The sequence below is a fragment of the Aquimarina sp. Aq78 genome, assembly GCF_900299525.1.
GTDB lineage: Bacteria > Bacteroidota > Bacteroidia > Flavobacteriales > Flavobacteriaceae > Aquimarina.
In genome coordinates this window covers 56,070-75,621 of the sequence record NZ_OMKA01000014.1, presented here as the reverse complement: position 1 = coordinate 75,621, position 19,552 = coordinate 56,070, and the positions used below count along the sequence as shown (strand labels likewise).

General features: G+C 31.2%; 20 protein-coding genes. 6 read left to right on the top strand and 14 right to left on the bottom strand.

What is annotated here, in order from left to right:
• Positions 1-17: 17 nt before the first annotated feature.
• Both DG435_RS09420 and DG435_RS09415 read right to left on the bottom strand, forming a co-directional pair.
• Positions 18-854 (bottom strand): ABC transporter permease, encoded by an 837-nt coding sequence (locus tag DG435_RS09420; protein WP_106794409.1) that lies wholly within the window; start codon positions 852-854, stop codon positions 18-20.
• A gap of 4 nt (positions 855-858) precedes the next feature.
• Positions 859-1,758 (bottom strand): ABC transporter ATP-binding protein, encoded by a 900-nt coding sequence (locus tag DG435_RS09415; protein ID WP_106794410.1) that lies wholly within the window; start codon positions 1,756-1,758, stop codon positions 859-861.
• 222 nt (positions 1,759-1,980) lie between these two features.
• Between DG435_RS09415 and DG435_RS09410 the strand changes: the two genes are divergently transcribed.
• Positions 1,981-3,045 carry a hypothetical protein gene (locus DG435_RS09410; protein ID WP_024771245.1) on the top strand — a complete coding sequence of 355 codons (1,065 nt, stop codon included), beginning with the start codon at positions 1,981-1,983 and terminating at the stop codon, positions 3,043-3,045.
• Between the two features lie 80 nt (positions 3,046-3,125).
• Here the strand turns inward: DG435_RS09410 and DG435_RS09405 are convergent, their stop codons facing one another.
• Positions 3,126-3,962, bottom strand: coding sequence for a tail fiber protein (locus DG435_RS09405; RefSeq protein ID WP_106794411.1), 837 nt, complete (start codon positions 3,960-3,962; stop codon positions 3,126-3,128).
• Between the two features lie 398 nt (positions 3,963-4,360).
• On the opposite strand from DG435_RS09405, the gene DG435_RS09400 reads away from it, so the two are divergent.
• A complete protein-coding gene (locus DG435_RS09400) occupies positions 4,361-5,230 on the top strand; it encodes a hypothetical protein (RefSeq protein WP_159025734.1) in 870 nt (289 codons plus the stop codon).
• A 229-nt stretch (positions 5,231-5,459) separates the two neighbouring features.
• Here DG435_RS09400 and DG435_RS09395 read toward each other — a convergent pair whose 3' ends face one another.
• From DG435_RS09395 to DG435_RS09370, 6 genes are all read right to left on the bottom strand, one after another.
• A complete protein-coding gene (locus tag DG435_RS09395) occupies positions 5,460-6,233 on the bottom strand; it encodes a sulfite exporter TauE/SafE family protein (protein ID WP_106794413.1) in 774 nt (257 codons plus the stop codon).
• A 29-nt stretch (positions 6,234-6,262) separates the two neighbouring features.
• A complete protein-coding gene (locus tag DG435_RS09390; protein ID WP_074408648.1) occupies positions 6,263-7,321 on the bottom strand; it encodes a nucleoid-associated protein in 1,059 nt (352 codons plus the stop codon).
• A 54-nt stretch (positions 7,322-7,375) separates the two neighbouring features.
• Positions 7,376-7,891, bottom strand: coding sequence for a hypothetical protein (locus DG435_RS09385; protein WP_106794414.1), 516 nt, complete (start codon positions 7,889-7,891; stop codon positions 7,376-7,378).
• 47 nt (positions 7,892-7,938) lie between these two features.
• Entirely contained in the window at positions 7,939-8,955 is a 1,017-nt protein-coding gene (locus DG435_RS09380; protein WP_106794415.1) for a COX15/CtaA family protein, read from the bottom strand.
• A 72-nt stretch (positions 8,956-9,027) separates the two neighbouring features.
• Positions 9,028-10,470 (bottom strand): CCA tRNA nucleotidyltransferase, encoded by a 1,443-nt coding sequence (locus DG435_RS09375; RefSeq protein WP_106794381.1) that lies wholly within the window; start codon positions 10,468-10,470, stop codon positions 9,028-9,030.
• Between the two features lie 7 nt (positions 10,471-10,477).
• The gene (locus DG435_RS09370; RefSeq protein ID WP_106794380.1) at positions 10,478-11,047 is read right to left on the bottom strand and encodes an L-threonylcarbamoyladenylate synthase; all 570 of its coding nucleotides are present in this window, start codon (positions 11,045-11,047) and stop codon (positions 10,478-10,480) included.
• 208 nt (positions 11,048-11,255) lie between these two features.
• On the opposite strand from DG435_RS09370, the gene DG435_RS09365 reads away from it, so the two are divergent.
• Complete coding sequence (locus DG435_RS09365) at positions 11,256-12,206, top strand: hypothetical protein (RefSeq protein ID WP_106794379.1); 951 nt, start codon at positions 11,256-11,258, stop codon at positions 12,204-12,206.
• Positions 12,207-12,372: 166 nt separating this feature from the next.
• On the opposite strand, the gene DG435_RS09360 is transcribed toward DG435_RS09365, so the two are convergent.
• Together DG435_RS09360 and DG435_RS09355 are read right to left on the bottom strand one after the other, a co-directional pair.
• The gene (locus DG435_RS09360) at positions 12,373-13,014 is read right to left on the bottom strand and encodes a class I SAM-dependent methyltransferase (RefSeq protein WP_106794378.1); all 642 of its coding nucleotides are present in this window, start codon (positions 13,012-13,014) and stop codon (positions 12,373-12,375) included.
• Positions 13,015-13,191: 177 nt separating this feature from the next.
• Positions 13,192-13,854: a class I SAM-dependent methyltransferase gene (locus DG435_RS09355; RefSeq protein ID WP_106794377.1), complete on the bottom strand. Its 663-nt coding sequence runs from the start codon at positions 13,852-13,854 to the stop codon at positions 13,192-13,194.
• Positions 13,855-13,962: 108 nt separating this feature from the next.
• On the opposite strand from DG435_RS09355, the gene DG435_RS09350 reads away from it, so the two are divergent.
• From DG435_RS09350 to DG435_RS09340, 3 genes are all read left to right on the top strand, one after another.
• Positions 13,963-14,904, top strand: a complete 942-nt coding sequence (locus tag DG435_RS09350) for a hypothetical protein (RefSeq protein WP_106794376.1) — start codon at positions 13,963-13,965, stop codon at positions 14,902-14,904.
• 4 nt (positions 14,905-14,908) lie between these two features.
• Positions 14,909-15,964 carry a glycosyltransferase family 1 protein gene (locus tag DG435_RS09345; protein ID WP_106794375.1) on the top strand — a complete coding sequence of 352 codons (1,056 nt, stop codon included), beginning with the start codon at positions 14,909-14,911 and terminating at the stop codon, positions 15,962-15,964.
• Between the two features lie 127 nt (positions 15,965-16,091).
• A complete protein-coding gene (locus DG435_RS09340) occupies positions 16,092-16,877 on the top strand; it encodes a lipopolysaccharide kinase InaA family protein (protein ID WP_106794374.1) in 786 nt (261 codons plus the stop codon).
• A 10-nt stretch (positions 16,878-16,887) separates the two neighbouring features.
• Here DG435_RS09340 and DG435_RS09335 read toward each other — a convergent pair whose 3' ends face one another.
• The 3 genes from DG435_RS09335 to DG435_RS09325 are packed head-to-tail and all read right to left on the bottom strand — an operon-like array spanning position 16,888 to position 19,552.
• Positions 16,888-17,634: a LytTR family DNA-binding domain-containing protein gene (locus DG435_RS09335; RefSeq protein WP_106794373.1), complete on the bottom strand. Its 747-nt coding sequence runs from the start codon at positions 17,632-17,634 to the stop codon at positions 16,888-16,890.
• Positions 17,631-18,668: a sensor histidine kinase gene (locus tag DG435_RS09330; protein ID WP_106794372.1), complete on the bottom strand. Its 1,038-nt coding sequence runs from the start codon at positions 18,666-18,668 to the stop codon at positions 17,631-17,633. Before DG435_RS09330 ends, DG435_RS09335 begins: the two co-directional genes overlap by 4 nt.
• Before the next feature lie 11 nt (positions 18,669-18,679).
• Complete coding sequence (locus tag DG435_RS09325; RefSeq protein ID WP_106794371.1) at positions 18,680-19,552, bottom strand: DUF4249 domain-containing protein; 873 nt, start codon at positions 19,550-19,552, stop codon at positions 18,680-18,682.

Sequence of the window (19,552 nt, the reverse complement as noted above, 5' to 3'; positions counted from 1 at the left end):
TCTGAAGCCCAAATATATTATAAATCTCTCTTTTTAAGCAAGTAATAAGATAGATATATAAAAACGACTGTCCAAACCAGTACGATTAAGATTTCATACCAATGTACAGTATAATCTCTTTGAAAAGTTTCTCCTAATTGATTAGCAGCCGATTGGATAAAATTTAAACGTGTGAAAGGTTCATTTATCAAGGTTGCCATGGATTCTAAAGGGAAAAATTGCACGATGTTATCTGCGATTTCGGTTCCTTTAAATAGTTTAAACTTCAGCAATGCGAATATAATGTTTTCTACAACCCACCAGATGAATAGAAACCCAAGGGCAAAGGCAGAACGTTTCACAAAAATTCCCAGGAACATACAAAAGGCAAAAAAACCAATTAGTTTTATGAAATAAGCCAGAACATATTCCAGATCAGAGAATATAATAGAAAATTCATTATAGTCCGAAAAGCTTAATCCCAGAATCATAGATACTACGAATAAAAATAGAGTAGAGATCAAGGCAAAAACACCAACGGTTAAAAATTTAGAACTTATAAACTCTTTTTTGCTTAGTCCATCGATTAGGTTTTGTTTTAAAGTCCTATGACTGTATTCATTGGCCATCATAGAAACAATAACAATAGCCAAAAATAACTTGGACCACGCAGCTATATAAGTATTAAAATGCCATATATATGGGAAATTGAAAATTCCCTGGTCAGCTATTCTAAATTTTACACCGGCAAAATTAAATTCTATGGATGCGATTAAAGCGATAAAGGCTATAAGTATAAAGTAAGTTATAGTAATTACTTTTGCCGCTTTATTATATTTTAATTTTTGAAATTCTATATTGAGTAGTCGTAACATAGCTTTAGTTTAAATTGTTGGTTAATTGTAAGAATTGTTCTTCGAGACTTTCTTTTCGTTTCACAAGGTGTGTAAGAACTATTCCTTCTTTAAATAGTTGCCTGTTAAGACTTTCTGCGTCTAGCTCATTCGTTAAAAACGCAATTATTTTGCCATCTTCTTCTTTGAAATTTTTAAAATCATTATGCTTAGATAACCACTCTGTTAATGCAGATTTTTGATCACTTTTAAGTTCGAAAAACCCATAACTAGTATTCATTTCATCTACAGGTCCAGAATACAGTTTTACGCCTTTTCTTATAATCACTACATGGCTACATACCTTTTCTACTTCATCGAGTAGGTGAGATGCCAAAAGAATAGTGGTCCCTCGGGAGGCTATTTTTTTGATGATTTCACGGATTTGATGTATCCCTTGTGGATCTAACCCATTAGTAGGTTCATCAAGGATTAATATTTCGGGATCATTAAGCAAGGCAGAAGCAATAGCTAATCGTTGTTTCATCCCCAGAGAGAAAGTTCTGAACTTACTATCTTTTCGATCTAATAATCCTACGACTTCAAGTTTTTCTTCAATTTTATTACTGTCAACTCCTTTAATTTGGCATACCAATTTAAGGTTTTGTGCTGCAGTCATATATGGATAAAAGTTAGGACGTTCTATAATTGCTCCAACTTTTTTTAGTGCATTGTGAGTTGATGTATTACCATCAAACCAAGTAAACCCACCAGAAGTACTGTTTACAACATTAAGTACGATACCCAAAGTGGTAGATTTACCACTTCCGTTAGGACCAAGAATGCCATACACATTTCCCTTTTTTATAGTAAAAGAGAGGTCTTTGACAGCTGTTAGTGCTCCAAACTTTTTTGTGAGATTGTTTAAGGTGAGAATATTTTCCAATTGCAATTGTTTTTGGTGGTTATATAAAACAAGACGACAAGTATAGGATTTTGTTACAAGAAAGTTGATAGTTTTAGTGTTTCATTTGCTTATAATTATTGTTTTAGAGGTTAGATTATTATGTGCTGATACTCAATTTTCTATTGTTTTGGTATCAACATAAAGTGATGGCTTATTTCATGATTGTTATTTGTAACTTGCTAATCGAAATGATAGAAGATTATGGATGAAAAATTAATGTCGAAGAAAAAACCTACGTATCCAATCAATGACAAACTGGATATGTATCTAAAAGAATGTAATCGTAAAATCAAGATTCCAGTATTTTATGATGATTTACTTAGGTTTTCGGGTTCTATAGTTGTTTATGACAGTAAAGATGAAGATACGCTATGGGTACGAGTGTATTATGAAGAACATGAGCGACCAGAAATAGAATCCAGTCTTAAAAAAGTATATACAATTCTGCATTCTGATGGTAATGAGGATGCAATTGAGTTTCTTAATATTGATGCTATAGACTATTGTACTTTTGGGAATTCAAAGCCTTTTAGAATAAGAGTAAGAAATATCTTAAATGATAACTACACTTATATCTATGTAAAAAAGGCAGATGCTTCACGTATTTATGGGCTAGAGTTAGAGCATATGTTTTCGCCAAATAGAATTAACTTTTTGGTGTATAAAAATACATTGATAGAGGAGCATATTGCAGGAATTCCTGGTGATGTATTTATTAAAGATTTTTTGCCCGATTTAAGTGATCAGGCCAAGTCGCAGATAGCTAAGGAATTTGTGAAGTTTAATGAGCGTTGTCAAATGCGATTGTTGGGAGATATGCGATCTTATAATTATGTGATTATACCGATTCATGATTTTGACCATGTAGAATATAAGATCAGGGCTATTGATTTTGATCAGCAGTGTTATGAAGGTAAATTAAAGGTATATCAACCTCAGTTTTTTAAAGAGAATTTCGATATGGTAGATATTGTAATGAACAGGTTACAGCCCAGTTCTATCGAACAATATAAAAAAGAAGAGCGTTCTATTCTGGCAAAACGAGTATTAACATCGAGATCTCGTTATGAAAATTTGGTCGAATGTATGTGTGCAGATCATATCTCTACCGAAGAAAACTTGAAAGAACTTAGAGAGCATCTGTATAATTTTACTTTGGATTTAAAATTTCGCCGTAGCAAATCTATGGGCGAAGTTCTTAAAACGGCAATGGATTTTGTACGACGTAATTATGAGAATGTGAATATGAGACGATTACTAGAGTGATAAGCTATGTTAGAAGCCCGAGGTCTGAAGTCTGGTGTCAGGGACGGACAACCTCTGACACCAGACTTCGAACATCCGACTTATTTCATTTTCTTCTTAAGTAACTCTATTTCTTTCTGTAACTGCTCAGTCTTTTTGTTTTGTGCAATCATATACAACGTAAGCTCCTCTATTTTTTGAAGTAATTTTGCATTCATTTCTCCAAGTTGAATACCATTTTTCTCTACTTCAGAAGCCGATGGAATATTAGGTAAATGTCCTTCTTCTACGATATGATGTTCTACTTCTTGTAAAGAAGGTAAGCTATAATCATTTTCGAATACATAATCTGGCCAACCGGTTAGATCAACTTTTACTTCTTTGGCGTGTATTTTGCCATTTACTGCAAGTTTTGAATCTGGAGTTGTTGTTCCTATACCGAATTTTCCATCTTTAGTAAAAGTGAAAAATGTATTTGGAGTATCAGAGTTATTTAAAAAGAGGTTATTTCCTGTATGTTGAATAGAAAAATTCCAAATTTTCCCTCCTCGTTCAATATTAAAAGCTGCACCACCTTCTGGATCCTTAATATGCAGTTTGGCTGTTGGAGTGGTTGTTCCTATACCTACATTACCGCCATTAAAAAGTATTTTATTAGTTCCGTTTTCAACTTTAATGTTAAAAGAGGAAAGATCTGAATTTAACCCCATCCATGTTCTACGAGTATTGGTATTGTCAAGCCATGTAGTGTATAACCACTCATTATCAGAAGTTTTTAATTTAATAATATCATTATTTGATGAGCTGATTTGTAAAGGAGAGGTTGGGCTTGTGACACCTATTCCTACATTACCAGTAGTTGGAAAAGTGTTGTTTTGAGCAGTACTGATTAATGATACCAATACAAAAGAGACTGATAGAAATATACTTTTCTTCATGGTTTAAAAAATTAAATAAATATTGATTTTGTAATAGGGTAGGAATTCAAATACAAATATACATAAATGTAGTTTGTAATTGCAAGAGATTAATGAATTTATAGAGTTGGGAGAAGTTAGTAGATTTTCGATATAAATAACTGTGGTAGCCTCACTCTAATAGAGCCTTATAAAATTTCATAAAACTGTCCTTATTTCTTGAAAATTCAAAGAATCAGGACACTATAATATCGATAGCTCCCTAGGTTTGACAAATATTAGAAAGCTAGATGTTACTTTAAAACAAATAGCAAAACCATAAAGACATATCCCTGAGTGTCTATAAAAGTTTAGGAGATTTTAATTTTAAAAATTAAACCATGTTGTCAAACATTTTAAATCTTACCAATGGTAAAACTATGAGAAAATTATTGATCAAAAACATCTTACCCCTAGGTGTATGTTTATTCTTATTGGGTTGTACAAATCAAGATGAGATCGGATATGAGCCAGAAACTGAAGAATTCGTATGGAAAACTTTGGCAACATTGCAGCTGCCTAATAACAATACAGTGACATTTCAATTTAACGGTGAGGATTTTTATTACGAAGAAAGAGGTTCTATAGATAATGAAATAATTGGTTTTGAAGATAACGATAGTTGTCTTAAGCGATTTTTAACACTTACAGAAGACCATATTGCAGTACCAAAAGCATTTATGGATTCACCCGAATCTGAAGATGTACAAAAGTTGATCTCTACCAGAAAAATGATAGAGAAACATAAAAGTCCTATAAGAATATCAGCATCAACGATGTTAAAATTAAAAAACCGGGGTACTTCACCTGTTGGTGTTGTGCTCTCGCAATGTAATAGCTTCCTTACAGGAGGGAAAAGAGTATGGAAAGAGAGTTCAACTAATTCTGGTAGAGCGTATTTCTTTAGTTATACACCTTTAAATTGGAAAGCTGGCCCAAATACACATGGTGATTGGAGCGTAGCACTCAATTGCAGATCATTTGGATATAAGATTGGAAACTGTGATCATGACAGAAAGGTTAAGTTTGAAGTACGTCAGGAGACATTGTTTAATAAAGTTATTAAAACAGTACATCTTGCACCCCGAACTCAGGTGTCTGGTTACGTTTCAAATAAGTGGAATAAATATAGAAAAAGAGGGATATTATTTGATTCGTATTGGAATGAGTGGAATGACGATAGAAGAGTAGGAGGCGAAATGTTATTCTATCAGAAAGGAGCAAATACTTTTGATAATCCATTTGATTAACATCGATTGAAACAAAAATAAAATTACACTTTTTTTTAAATGTGTAATCTGAATAGGAGTAAGAAACAAAAAAAAGTGTAAGATCTATGCTGTTTGACCTAAGATCAGATTTACAAACCTGAGTTCGACGTAAGAAAATCAAGTCAATTCGAGCGTAGTCGAGAGGTCATTCTGAAAAACCAACCGAATTGACGCTTTTTATAACATTTTAGCTTAGGTCGAACTCAGGTTACAAAATACCAATTCCCAGAAGTATTGCAAACACAATTAATAAAACTCCTACCACTATTTGAATTGTATGTATGGTGATCTTTTTAAGAAATTTATTACCTATATAGGCTCCAATAAAAGCCATTAGTGTGGCGACCATAAGCATAGGATAATTAAGTTGATCACCCAATTGCAAAAGATCTTTGGCATACATAGTAAGTCTCGAGATATCAATAAAGCAAGCAATAACAACTCCTGTGGCTATAAAAGCTTCTTTGCTAAGTTTTGCCCGAATCAAAAAAGCTGTTCGTAATGCTCCTTGATGCCCCGATAATCCTCCAAAAAAACCACTTAATGCACCACCCCATGGTAAATATTTGATATCAAATTCTAATCGTTTCAGTTTTGGAATAAGATCAAAAAGAGAGAAAAAGATTAATACGATAGCAATACATATTTTTACCACTGTAATTTGATATGTGGTACCAGCAATAGTATAGCTAAATAGAGGGGTTATATACGTGAGTTTGCCTAATGTATATGCACCAAAAAAGGCAAATACAATAGCAGGTAAACCAAAGCGTAGTACAGTTTGTGTATTCGCTTTTCTGCCAACAAGAGTTAGTTTGAATAGGTTATTAAGTAGATGTACTATTGCGGTAAGAGCAATTGCAATATCTATTGGAAAGAATAATGCAAACACAGGCATCAATAAAGTACCTAATCCAAAACCAGAAAAAAATGTTAACCCTGATCCTAATAAAGCTATAATACCAACCAGAATAAAATCCATAATAGGGTCGCTATTAATTTTCTATTTTCTTAGGTTTTTTGTTCTTTATTGAAATATACCAAATAATAATACATTTGCTTTTCTTCGTCCCATCCTTTTTCTACAAATTTTTCTGCAGATTCTGGGTTGATAAAATCCATCTTTATCTGTACATTAGTATCTAGATTGATGACATTTTTCATCTTTTTACGAGCAGCAGTTACTGCATTATTGGCAATAGGAAAGGTGGTAAGGTCTTCGATCTGGTATTTTGGTGCTTTTTCTACCTTATAATGTTTAAATTCTGGAATCAAATCAGGATTATCAATCACATCATTTAAAAAAGCAGATTCTTCAAACTCATCATTTTTGGCAAAGTGATTTACTGCGCGATTCATAAACATTACTTCTTCTTTTTTATCTTCGGCAGGAAGGACTACATCCTTTGCAAAATCCTGGCAGAATTTCATGTATTTTTTAGTGTAAAAATTTTCATCAGCAAAAGCTTCTACACCTAAGAAATGTTCTAACCAGTATTTAGTATCATATCGATTAGAATCTACAGAAAGGATTTTATAACCTTCTTCTTTTTTATGATTAAAAATTAAACAGCCTTTATCAAGCTTATTCAGGTTTACCCCTTGTTGAATTAATAATTCAATATCAGTTTCTTTTTCTTCAAACTGAAGGAAATCATGTTTTAATTCTGATTTAAAAATACCAATAGCATCAACTTTTTCATTATCTATAGTTACGTTATCTAAATATGTAACATATACCTCACCACTTTTAATATGTGGATGTTGTGATTGTTCAAACAATAATGAAGCGATTCGTTTAGATTTTTCATGAACTGAAGAAGGATGTTCAAAAATTTCGGTTACGATCTTAAACAGAGGATTAAATTCTATATCTACCTCATTGGCAAATTGAAAATAATTTTCTTCCTTTTCTCTAAAAGGTTTAAAAAAATACTCTTTTAGAAGTGCAGTTAATTCATCATTAAGGGCATACGGTGATTCTGACAAGAATAAATTTTCATTTTTATTCTTGTTTCCAACCTGATGAACCGATAATGATTCGATTTGAGTGCTATATAAGTTGATCATGACATGTATGTCATCCCAGCGAAGGCTGAGATCTTTTTAATTAATAGTTAAATTTTAATTCCAATTTTCATCAAACCCCAAATCTTCATATTCATCAAGATCCATGAAATCTTTATTTTCGCCTTCATTAAAGTCGTCTAATTCTTCTGCTTTAAATTCTTTATCAGGCGCTTGATCAGGTATTTGACCATGAATGTACATTACATTTGGATATTCTCTTCCGTTTTCATGTTCGGCAATTTCTGCAAGTTCTACCAAAAATGTCCACATACTCAAGAAGTCATAGATATAAATTAACTTGGGAGAAGCCTCATGAGCAACATCAATAAGAGTAGTTTCATTCATTAATCTAACGGGCTGATTACCATCACTCATATCAAATAATGATATTTCTTCTCCTTGATTCCATTGATCATCACTAATGTAAAAAGAAGCCATTTCTGTTCCGTCAAAACCAAAAGATTGGGTTATCACATTATGAAACTGCTCTAAAGTAGCATCTTGTTCTATTTCAATATCTCTAAACACATCTTCTTCTGTATCCAGGATAATTCTGAAACGGTATATCATTATTAAATTAATTAATTTGGAAATGCAAAGATACTATAAATGCATTGTTATTTACTAAAACGATGTAATGAAAAAGTCATTGCCCCTAATAAGAAAAAAGCAACAATCTGATGTAATATCCCCAATACTATAGGTACTCTAAAAATTAGTGTGAATACTCCCAGTAAAAACTGAATGCAAACGATAATTACTAATATACTTAATGAATTGGATTGAATATTATTTTTTTCAATTCTTTTACCTCTATACCATATAAAGGCAATAAGCCCTACAACTATATAAGCCAGATAACGATGTATGAACTGAACTCCACTCTTTCCTTCTACAAAATTCTTAGCAAAAGGTGATTGTTCTATATAGACGGATTCATGAATTAAAGTTCCGTCATTCATTAATGGCCAGTGGTTATGTAATAGACCAGCGTCTAAGCCAGCGACAAAAGCACCATAGATAATCTGAAGTATGAGTATAGACAAGGCCCATCGAATCAGGTTTCTGAATTTTAGATTCACCGTTTTTTGGGTTGGATACATAAGATCTAGAGCTACCCAAAATGTATATGCAAAGGTTATAAATGCAGCAGTGAGGTGCATTGCAAGTCGATAATGACTTACATCGGGCCTGTCAATTAGTCCGCTTTTTACCATAAACCAACCAAGAAAACCCTGAAAACCTCCTAGTAACATCAGTACTATGGATTTTTTTATTGTGGGTGTGGTAAGTTGTTTTCTTATTAGAAAATATACGAAAGGTACTATAAATACAACACCGATAAATCTTCCGATAACACGATGTAACCATTCCCAAAAATAAATATCTTTAAAATCTTCAAGTGTGAATTGGTGATTTATCTTTTGATACTCTGGATATTGCTTGTATAGATCAAATGCAGTATTCCATTCTGTTTCACTCATAGGAGGAATAGTACCCGAAATTAATTTATAATTAGAGATAGATAATCCAGAATGAGTAAGTCTGGTAATTCCGCCAATAATAACCATAATAAAAATCAATAAACATCCTGTAAGCAGCCAGTATATTACTTTTTTATTGTCTTTTTTCATTTTTTATTCAAAGTTTCAAAGTGACAAAAATTGAGAGTTATAAAGTTGAATAGTAAGAAAGTGTAACGATACTTATTTTGAATTTTCATTACTTTCTGTAATCAACCCCAATTCTTCACCTTTCTTTACCATATATTCATAAGCCGCTTCATGCTCATTAGGAATCTCACCTTCAAGAATTGCTTCTTTAATGGCTTCTTTAATGATTCCTATTTCACGAGAGGGCTTGATATTAAAGGTTTTCATAATCTCTTCTCCTGTAACAGGTGGTTGAAAGTTGCGAACATGATCTCGTTCTTCAACTTCAATCATTTTTTGCCTTACAATCTTGAAATTATTATGATATTTTTTAAAACGTTTAGGATTTTTGGTTGTAATATCGGCTTCACAAAGTGTCATTAATTCTTCAATATACTCTCCTGCATCAAAGACCAGTCTTCGAACAGCAGAATCTGTAACTTCTGTTGCAATTACTATAGGCCTGGAACTCATTAATACCATTTTTTGAACAAACTTCATTTTTTCATTTAGCGGCATTTTTAGACGCTTAAAGAGTTTGAATACCATTTTTGAACCTACAAATTCATGGCCATGAAAAGTCCATCCTACTTTTCTGCTAAACTTTTTGGTAGGAGCTTTACCGATATCATGAAGTAAAGCTGCCCAACGCAACCAGAGATTATCTGTGTTTTCGGCAATATTATCTACAACCTCTAAAGTGTGATAAAAATTATCTTTATGTCGTTGTCCTTCGACTTCATCAATACCCTTTAGCGCAATAAGCTCTGGTAGTATGTAATCCAAAAGACCAGTTTGTTCCAGTAATATAAAGCCTGTTGAAGGTTTATTACTTAAAATAATTTTATGTAACTCATCTACTATGCGCTCTTTGGTAATGATTTTAATTCGATCTTTATTTTTAGTAATAGCTTTTAATGAGGTGGGTTCAATTTTGAAATCAAGTTGTGTAGCAAAACGAATTGCCCTCATCATTCGCAAAGGATCATCAGAATACGTAATATCAGGATCTAGAGGAGTACGAATTATTTTTGATTTAAGATCTTCTAAACCATTAAAAGGATCTAATATTTCGCCAAAATTTTCTGGCGATAGGTGTAAGGCAAGAGTATTGATCGTAAAATCCCGTCTATTTTGATCGTCTTCCAAACTTCCATTTTCTACAATGGGATTGCGACTATCTTCAGAATAAGATTCTTTTCGTGCTCCAACAAATTCTACCTCGATATCATCAGCTTTTAGCATTGCAGTACCATAGGTTTTAAAAACCTGTACTTTGGGATTACCAGGTAAAAGTTTGGATACTTCTTTTGCCAATGCTATTCCGCTACCAACAGCGACAATATCAATATCTTTGGCAGTTTTTCTTTGCAATATATGATCTCTTACAAATCCACCAATAACATAGCTGTCTAGTTCTAGATTTGCTGATGCTTTGGCAATTGTATCAAAAATTGGATGTTGTAAAGCTTCTTTATAATTTTTGATTTCTGACATGAATCAATTACTTCCTAATAATTTTTACGGTACTATCGCTTCCTATTTTAATAATCGAAGAAGGTTTAACTCCTTTTTTTTGTAGAGGCAAATTTACGACATAGTCTACGCCTTCCAAAATTGCGGCAGGTATTTCTTTTAAGTTTTTTGGAGCAGGCATACCACTAATGTTAGCAGAAGTCGAAACGATAGGTCGTTTAAGCTTCTTAATTAGTTTTCCGCAAAAAGGGTCTCTCACAACCCTAATACCTAATGTATTATCATCTGCAATAATATTTTCTGCAACATGCAGAGGTCTGTCATAGATAATAGTAGTGGGTTTTGCAGCATATTTTAGAATATCATAGGCTACTTCTGGAACTTCTTCTATGTATTGCTGTAGCATTTTAAAATCACTAACCAAACAAATCATAGACTTGCTTTCTTCTCGCTTTTTTAAGGCATATAACTTATCAATAGCTTCTGCATTAGTCGCGTCACAGCCAATACCCCAAATTGTATCAGTAGGATAGAGGATGATCCCTCCTTTTTTTAATGTGTTAATTGCATTTTGGGTTTCTATAATTTGATCTGACATTAGTAATGAATTAATGATGATTATGAAAAGGTACTATTTTAAATCTTCTTTTGTAAGAAAAGTTAAAGTAATTCTAATTATTGTTTTTACCGGTAACATACTTATTGCTGATAACATTTATTTATGGAATTGGCCAATTTCATGATACCCATTCTGAATGCATGACAGAAACAATTTTGTGCAAAAATAATCTTAAAACCTTAATATTATGAAAAAAATCATTTTTTTACTGCTCATAATGACAGTAATAATTTCTTGTGAAAAGGGAGATGTTAATTCTACTGGAGAAGAGACAAACATCGAGTCAGCTATTGAATCAAAAACAGATAGATTTTCTTTTAAAGATTGGAATGAATTCAATGATCTTTATTCTAAATTTTCAAAACTTGGTATGGAGGAGTTAGAAATGAATTCTTTTTTCTCCTTTGATAGAGATTTGGAAGTTTCACCTGCAATTCAAGGAATTTTAAATAATGATAATGAGTTTGAATTAGGAGGTAAAATCATTTGGTTTAAGGATGGTAAATTTTATGAACTTGATGCAGAAGGAATTGCAGCTCAAAAATCTAATTTTGGAAACCTTAAAGAAGTTGGTTCTGTATCTTACACCCGAGTTGATCCTAAAGGAGTACCTGGTAATGAGACAGGAATAGGTGCAGCAAAAACAGTTGTTGTAGATAATCAATATGAATTTAGAAAACAAAGATATGTAGAGAATTGCGGTTCGGGTAACGTTCAAGGAACTTCTCCTCGAGCTTTTAAATATGTGCACGAAGTTTATGCAGAACATTTAAATACAGGAGGACCTTTCCGGGTAGATACTTATAGAATATTCTTACGAGTAAAGTTAGAATATAATCCTAAACGTAGAAGATGGAGACTTTCTGGGGAAAGAAGAGAAATTTCAATTAATTTAAGTAATAACTCTTTTTTAAGAAATCATAATGGTCCGGTTTCACCCCATCCAAGTGATGTTAATAATCGTTCTGTTGTATTTTCATCCTCTTGTGCTACTCATCAAACGCTACTTCTTAATTCTGTCACTGTTCCAGGACCAATAGCCGGTGCTCATTGGGATATTAATGTAAGCGGAACCATAACAGAGAAGATGTATGGTGATGTAGAACGTAACCGATGGAGAGATCGAATTAATTGGTAGTTTGATTTGGACCAAAATTAGATCTATTTAAAAAGAAAGGATTCCAATAATTGGAATCCTTTCTTAATTTGTATATAAAACTTTCTCAGTATTTCAGAGTGTGTGATATGTTAATACGATATCGGCATTATCTAAGCGATACGGATTACACATCTTTTCTTAGGGTTTACTTTTTGACAACTGTAGCATACTGAAGATATCTCATGTCCATTGCAGTAAATAAAAAAGGAATATTATAGAAGAATGGTTTGATAGATTTTGTTTTATTAATGCCTTTATGAAGTACTATTTTATACCCTAATCTCGTATACATATTTGCAATACTCTTACCAGTAAAGAATCGTAAGTGCGTTTTGTCCATTATACCATGTTCTTCATACTCCCAATTCTTTTTAAGTACTAGGTTTTTTAAAGCACTATGGTATCTCATGTTAGGTATTGAGCTTATAATTACACCATCTTTTGATAGTTTGCTTTTAATTTTTTCTAGCACCCAATATGGATCTACAAGATGTTCTAATACATCATTGAAATAGATAACATCAAAATGATTATCGGGTAGCTCATCAATAAATTTTTCACATTCACCAATAAAAACTTTGTCGAGTACCTTTTCGGCTTTTTTTCCATGCTCTGGCATCAATTCAATACCCCAGGTTTCTGTATTGTGTTTTTCTTTAATAAAAGCAGCAAAAGTGCCTTCTCCACAACCAACATCTAATACTACTTTTGCATTTTCTGGAAAAAAGGCGAACATTTCATTTCTGATATTATTGTAGTATCCCTCGGGTTTATTGTCATAATCCATTACTGTATTGTTTTTAGTTAATGATAATTTTTGCTATTGCGTTTTGAATAGAAATAATTATTTGTTTTTAGGATATAATTATTGATACCGTACAAATATATCGATCTATACGAAAATCACATTATTTAGTATAGATATTTTTGGGTTCAATAAATTTATTTAGACTCCATAAAAAAGCTACTTTTTTACTAATAAAATTTGATAAGCATTAATTAAAATTTTCCAATCTTTTTTTAGCATATACTCTACAACTGTTTTTCCTTTACCACCTCCAGGAAGTCTGCAATCGTCTATTAAAACGATAGATTTATCATGTAGTTTGCCTTCTGCCAGAATAAATTCTTTTAAGTGATGTTCTTGACTGTTCTTTTGAACATCTATATCGGTCTTTGAATAATCATAACTATCTAGATATAAAAAGTCAATAGATTCGTTGAAATTCTTTAAGAAGTCTAGAGAATCTCCTAGATATACTGTTGTACTATCTTGTAAGTTTTCTTCTTGTACTGCTTCCTGAGCTCCTTGCACAGAATCTTTACTAATATCCACAGAATGCAATTTTGCACTATTTTCTTTTGCCCATTTACCAAAAACGATTGTTGCTCCACCATCAGTTTTAGTCGCTTTAAGACCGTTTCTCGAAGTTCCTGTCTCTACCAGTATTTTAGCATTTCGTTCATTTAAAAGCTGTAGTGTTTTAGAAAAAGTGATGCGTCTTCTTCTAAAATTATATTTATAAGGCATGAAAGGATATAATGACTTATGCTTGATGAGTTTGAGTAATTTAGGAAATGCAATTCCTAATAACACAAGAAGTAATATGATAAATAGATAATTCATTATGATGGTTTTAATATAACGCTGACAAATGTATTGATTTTAAAAATTACTTTTTTAGCAATATCATTCTTTACTTTTAGTAAGTTTGTCTCTATTATTATTTAAAACATGAAAATAACACTGATTAGTCTAGATGTTTTGGGGATTAACGATGAAATTGCCAAGAGTCTAAAAAAGCAGGGATATGAAGTTAATCATATAAACTTTCATACTTTTAGGTATCAGTATCCTACGGTTTTTCACCGAGTTTTTAATTTTATTGGAAAAACTTTTTTTAAATACGATATAAAAAAGAATCACTTAAATAAAGAGATTCTTAAGCGATTGAGTGAAATTGGGAAACAAGATAAAATCCTAATGCTTAATGCTAATTTTTTACTTCCTCAGATTATTAAGAATATAAGCTCATTTACCGGTAATTTGACAGCGTTTTTTAATGATAATATAGAAAGAATACCAAAGATATTATTAGTAGCTCCTTTTTTTGATGAGGTATATACTTTTGAACCCAATGATTCAAAAAAACATAATTTTAAATTTGCGACAAATTATATTTTTAAAGAAAACAAAAATAACCTGCCTATAGAACAAGAGGTTTTTAATATAAGCACATTTAGCAAACGATCTAAATTTATAGATGATATAGCCCTAAAATTAGATGGGTTAGGTGTATCATATAAAATTATTAGTTTCGGGAAAAAGAAAATTGAATCCAAAAGTAGTGTAGAGTACGTTACAGAACGGATAAACATGAAAGAGGTAAATGAGTTAGTAGCACATTCTAACGTATTGTTAGATACTCATAGAGAAGGGCAGGATGGACTATCGTTTAGAGTTTTTGAAAGTTTAGGGAATAGCAAAAAACTAATAACTACTAATGCAGCCATTGCTACTTATGATTTTTATAATCCAAATAATATCTTGATAATAGATAAAAATAATATTCAAATTCCTAAATCTTTTTTTGAGAATGAATATGAAGAAATACCAAATGAGATCTATCAAAAGTACCTGGTGGATAATTGGATAAACAGAATTCTAAATTTATAAAAAGGTGAAAAATAAAAGAGTATTTGTAGATTTTCATTACTTAAAAAATCTAAATAAAGGCTTTGGGCAATTTTCATATCATTTATCTAAAGCGTTTTCATCTATTGATACTGATATAAATTATATTTTTTACACCCCCCAAAAAGGCGGTTATAAATCAATATTTAGTCAGAAGAATATTTTTGTTAAATACTATTATTCAATTCATCGCCAGTTGGGTATTTTTGGTCGTAATTATATATTTCATTGCACCAACCAACTAAGTAAAATTGAACCTTCAAATAAGAAAATTCCATACATCTTAACCATTCATGATATTAATTTTATTTATGAGGATACAGTAGATCAGAAAACTAAGGATTTTATTCAAAAAAAAATAGATAGAGCTCAAGTACTTGTTTTTGTATCACACTTTACTAAAAATGAAGTGAATAGACATTTTAATGTTGCTACGTCAAAAACACAAAAAGTAATATATAATGGTAATTCTTTAAAAGAAACCTCGTTAGTTAGTCCTGATGAAAATACAGATGATTATCTTTTTTGTATTACGGAAATGAGATCGTACAAAAATCTGGAGAAACTTATCTTAATGATGAACCACATTCCGGAAAGATTTAAACTTATTCTTGCAGGAAAAGGTAGTAGCGATTATGTTTTACATTTAGAAAATTTAATTCAAGAAAATAACCTTACGGAAAGAGTTTTTTTGAAAGGTATTGTATCTGAAGAAACAAAAGTGAAGCTGTTTACCAGTTGTTTTGCTTTTGTATTCCCTTCTTCCAGAGAAGGGTTTGGATTGCCGATAGTAGAAGCATTAAACTTTAATAAACCTATTTTTCTATATAATAAAACTTCTTTACCCGAAATAGGAGGAGAAGCCTGTTTTTATTGGGAAGAATTAGAACCTGAATATATGGCTGATGTGTTTTTAACAAAAATCACTTATTTTGATTCTAATAGACTTAAAATGGAAGGAAAAATTAAAACCCAATTAGAAAAATTTAGTTGGAAATCAGCAGCATTAGAATACAATGAAATATACAAATCTCTAATGTGATTTTTGATATACACTTGGATATTATAATAAGTATTTCTACAATGTGCCTTACATTTTTTATTACTGCTGAGTAGTATAGAATTATATCAAAAAGTTACTTTTGTCTAACTTATTTTATGAATAAAGAATGCAACGTAAATTTATCATACATCCAGATTATAAATCAGTTAAAACCGAAGTGCAGAAAACAATAGCGCATTTTGATGACTATCATGATATATTGGGAGATGCAGAGCGCAATGTTATAAAAATTGTAGAGATTGAAGGTAAAAAGTACACCATCAAATCATTCAAGATTCCTAATTTTATAAATCAGGTTGTATATCGATTCTTTAGAAAGTCAAAGGCAGAAAGATCTTATAATTATGCGAATAAGCTATTAGAGTTGGGCATAAAAACCCCATTCCCGTTGGCGTATGATTTATACACTACGTTCTTTTTATTTAGAAAAAGCTATTATGTTAGTGAATTACTTAATTACGATCTTACTTATCGAGAATTGGTACATGAACCGGATTATCCTGATCATGAAGCCATTTTAAGAGCTTTTACAAGATTTACTTATGATCTTCATGAAAAGGGAATTCTATTTTTAGATCATTCTCCAGGGAACACTTTGATCGTAAAAACAAGTTCTGGGTATGATTTTTATTTAGTAGATCTAAATAGGATGGAGTTTAGGGATTTAGATATGGAAACCAGAATTCGTAATTTCTCGAGATTAACTCCCAAAAAGGAAATGGTTGCAATTATGTCGAATGAATATGCTAAGTTAACCGGTGAGGATGAATCAACGATGTATCAAAATATGTGGAGTCTTACTGCAGCATTTCAAAAGAAATATCATGATAAAATAGCCTTAAAAAGAAAAATATTTTTCTGGAAGAAAAAATATAGGGAAGATTCAAAATAGAGAATTACTATTAGAGCGCGAGCCATTTTTTAAATTTCCCAAGCTTTTCAATAGCAACAAATATATTATTTTCATGTGATGCAGGTTTTAAAGCTATTTTTATCCTCGACTTAGAAGAGTAATACATTTCACCAATAGATTTTAAATGAACAATATATTTTCTGTTTATTCTAAAATAATCTAATGGGTTTAGCTCTTGTTCTAGCTTTTTTAAAGAAAAATCAACAGGTATTTTCTTACCATCCCATAGTTTAATGAAGGTAAGTTTTTCGTCTGTATAAAAATATGCAACCTGATTAATATCTATTGTTTTTAAACTGGTATTCATCTTTACTAAAAACCTCTTTTTATATTCATGTTCATTGTGTAAAAACAAATCTTTGTATTTTGGAAGTTGATTTTTATTAAGTAAAAAAAACTTATCTATACTACGTTGTAATGTTTCTTTGGTAATTGGTTTTAGGAGGTAATCAATACTATTTTGTTCAAAAGCTTTGATAGCATATTCAGAGTATGCTGTTGTAAATATTATAGGAATATTAATATCTAATATTTTAAAAATTTCGAAAGAATACCCGTCAGATAAGTTAATGTCTAAAAAAATTAAATCGGGATTTTCTGTAGATAGATATTGTATAGATTCGTTTACAGAAGAAAGTACTTTTGTGATTACAATTTGGTTATTAACTTCCTGAATTAAGTTCTGTAATCTAATTGCAGCAATACTTTCGTCTTCTATAATAATACTTTTTATCATAATTCAGGTTCTATTAGAGGAATATAAGCAATATAATTACCATTGATTATCTTAAAATGTGGAGATTCTGTATGCAGCATTTTATATTGATTGATTAAATTTTTAAGACCTATTCCTAATGACTTTTCATAATGATGATTCTTAGGCTGAAAGTTATTCATTACTTTAATGCTATTACCCTCGCTTATAATAGATATTTTTAACGGTTTATTACTCTCAATGACATTATGTTTTATAGCATTCTCTAGTAACAGTTCTAAAGTCATTGGAGGTAATAAAAAGTTAAGTTTTGTTTCTTCGATATGATCTTCAAGAGTTATATGTTCTCCAAACCTTATTTTTTGCAAGGACATATAGGAGTATATTAATTTAAGTTCTTTTTTTAATGTTACTACAACTTCTTCACTTTGGGTTAAATTATATCTATAAATATTAGATAATTCCTGTAAAAAATATTCAGCCTTTTTACTATCAATACTGATTAAGCCCAGAAGACTGTTGAAACTATTAAAAAGAAAATGAGGGTTTAGTTGTTTCTTTAAGGCTAAATATTGGGCTATTGATTTTTCACTTTGGTATTGGGTTAACTTTACTTTAATATCTTGTTTTTCTTTTTGAGACTCAAGAAAAATCTCAATAAAATATACAAACACGATTATAGAGAAGCAAGCGAGTAAAACTGCCCAAAACGCCAAATCGAAAAAGGGTTCTGGTCCTTCATCATCATTAAAAAAGTAAGAACTGAATCCTTTAAGAATAAAAGTTAACACTAAAGTTTTGAGTGTAATAACTATAGCCCAGAAACTTAAAAAATGTAATTTGTTTTTACCAGTTATAATTTTGTTTGCGATAGTTTTTTTGATGTACAAACGTGACCAAAAGACAAATAAAGTAAAAGAAAAACTGATGGGTAACAAAATTAGGGTTTCAGTGATACCTTCTTCTAAGCCATCAGCGTAGATTTCACCAATAAGGTGAAGAGCATTCAACAAAAGAATAACGAGTAAATAAAAATAAATTCTGTTACTTTTCAATTTATAATATTTTAGTTTTCAGTAATGATTATAGTATCTTCTTCAATATCTACTACATAAAAATATCCAAGGGCACGATTATTACTATTGTCTAAATTTATCAAATTTCCTCGTATTGATGCTGGAGGAGGATTACCAACTATTGGATTTCCTAAATTACCAGTCTGGGTAAATAATTCTTTAAGGTAATCAAAATAGGGCTCTGATATAGATAATTGCTGAGCGGTTGCAATATCTCCAATTTCAAAAAAGATATCTTCGTTAGGATTAACCCCAATACGTTGCTTGCCGTCAAAAAATTCGTCGGATACGACTAGTACTTGGCTATTCCCCGGATCGGGAACGGTGACGAACTCATTATTTTTGAAGAGTCTGTAATGGTAAAAATTTTGAACATTAATAGGGTCGGTTGTATCAAATTTTATAAAGTATCCTTCGTCTGCAAAAACAGTTTCTTCTTCAAACTCAAAATAAAACTTATCGAATCTGGGGACCTCTTCCTTTAGTGTGTCGGTTCCTTGGTATGTTTCTCCTTTCCATAAGATTGTGATAGTATAGGTGTTTCCGATTTCCAGGATTATATCTGAGTTTTCATAAAATCCATTGTTTGTATGTTCAAAAACCCAGGAATTTGTACCATTAGATATAGTAACCTGAGCATCACTAACGAAAGGAAAATCTTTATTAGATAAAAAAGGTGCTGTGGTTAGTAATCTTATTTGTTGTGTAGTAACGGGAGTTTTGATATCTCGTTCCAAACCTCCGTCGATTACTAGTCGAGGCGGTGTTTCGACTAGAGATATATCATTGGTAACATCTGTTTCGCAGGAAGAAAAAAAGATTATAGTTATTAATGTGAATGCTATTGTGATTATTTTTTTCAT